This window comes from Neisseria sp. HMSC070F02, assembly GCF_001814225.1.
Taxonomy (GTDB): domain Bacteria; phylum Pseudomonadota; class Gammaproteobacteria; order Burkholderiales; family Neisseriaceae; genus Neisseria; species Neisseria meningitidis.
The window spans coordinates 1-1,038 of sequence record NZ_KV815390.1; the positions used below are offsets into that span (position 1 = coordinate 1).

1 protein-coding gene and 1 pseudogene are annotated in these 1,038 nt (G+C 52.1%); one reads left to right on the forward strand and one right to left on the reverse strand.

Features of this window, described 5'->3' with window-relative positions; genetic code table 11:
* Positions 1–94: 94 nt before the first annotated feature.
* Complete coding sequence (locus HMPREF2959_RS03735) at positions 95–646, forward strand: hypothetical protein (RefSeq protein ID WP_002234451.1); 552 nt, start codon at positions 95–97, stop codon at positions 644–646.
* 277 nt (positions 647–923) lie between these two features.
* Here HMPREF2959_RS03735 and HMPREF2959_RS13470 read toward each other — a convergent pair.
* A pseudogene (locus tag HMPREF2959_RS13470) lies at positions 924–1,007 on the reverse strand (peptidase C39); the annotation flags it as partial.
* Positions 1,008–1,038 lie beyond the last annotated feature (31 nt).

Sequence of the window (1,038 nt, forward strand, 5' to 3'; positions counted from 1 at the left end):
GTTCCATTTTAAAACAATTAGTAAAATCGAGTTTGTCCTAGTTATCTAGGACAGCCCCTTGTTTTTTGTTCGGCGGCTTGCGTGGTCGGGTAAAATGAAAGTTTTGAGCGGTTGGTCGGGCAGGAAGATGTGGCGGGTTTTGAGTGCTTTGCCGATAGGCGTGGTGTTTTTTGATTTGATCTACGGTTTTGCGTTGAATGTGTTGCAGGGTTTGGATTTGCAGCGTGCCGTGCCGGATTCGGAAAGCGTGTTGGCGGTTACGCCCGATATTGCATTCAACAGTTTGCAGATTGTCGCCAACGGCGGTATGGCGGCGGTGGTCTGTTTCGGGTTGGCGGTTGTGTTTTTGCTCAACCGTTCGGTGCGGCGGCGGCAGGTGTTGGAAATCGGGGTGTTCCGGATGTTGGGGCTGGTGGCGGTATTGGCGTTCAGCGCGCCGTCGGTGTGGGAGTGGGCGAACGCGCTGCCGCTGCTGCTGAAGGGCGCGGACGTGGTCAATACGGGGAATGCGCGTTATGTGCTGACGGCTTTGTGTATGCCCTTTCCGGCGGTGTCGTGCGTCATCGGGCTGGTGGGGCGGTTCAGGCTTCAGACGGCATCGGGCAGGGCGGCAAAGTCAGGGGGTGCGGGCAAGGCGGACGGATAGGACGCATTTTTCAGCGGGTGCGTCGAGAAGCAGCCGATGTGTTTGGCAGCCGCAGCTTGGGGGGGTGTAGTGCTAATGGCGGTTTCTTTGCTTTTATAGTGGATTAACAAAAACCAGTACGGTATTGCCTCGCCTTAGCTCAAAGAGAACGATTCTCTAAGGTGCTGAAGCACCAAGTGAGTCGGTTCCGTACCATCTGTACTGTCTGCGGCTTCGTCGCCTTGTCCTGATTTAAATTTAATCCACTATATAAGATAAATGGGCAAAAATCGGTTTATTATCGTTTTTGCCGCATTTGGATTTGTTCTACCGTAAAACGTGTTTGACGAACGGGATTCTTATTAAAAAACATCTGATTTCTAGGGCGTGTCCTCAATTTAACTTAGCATGAA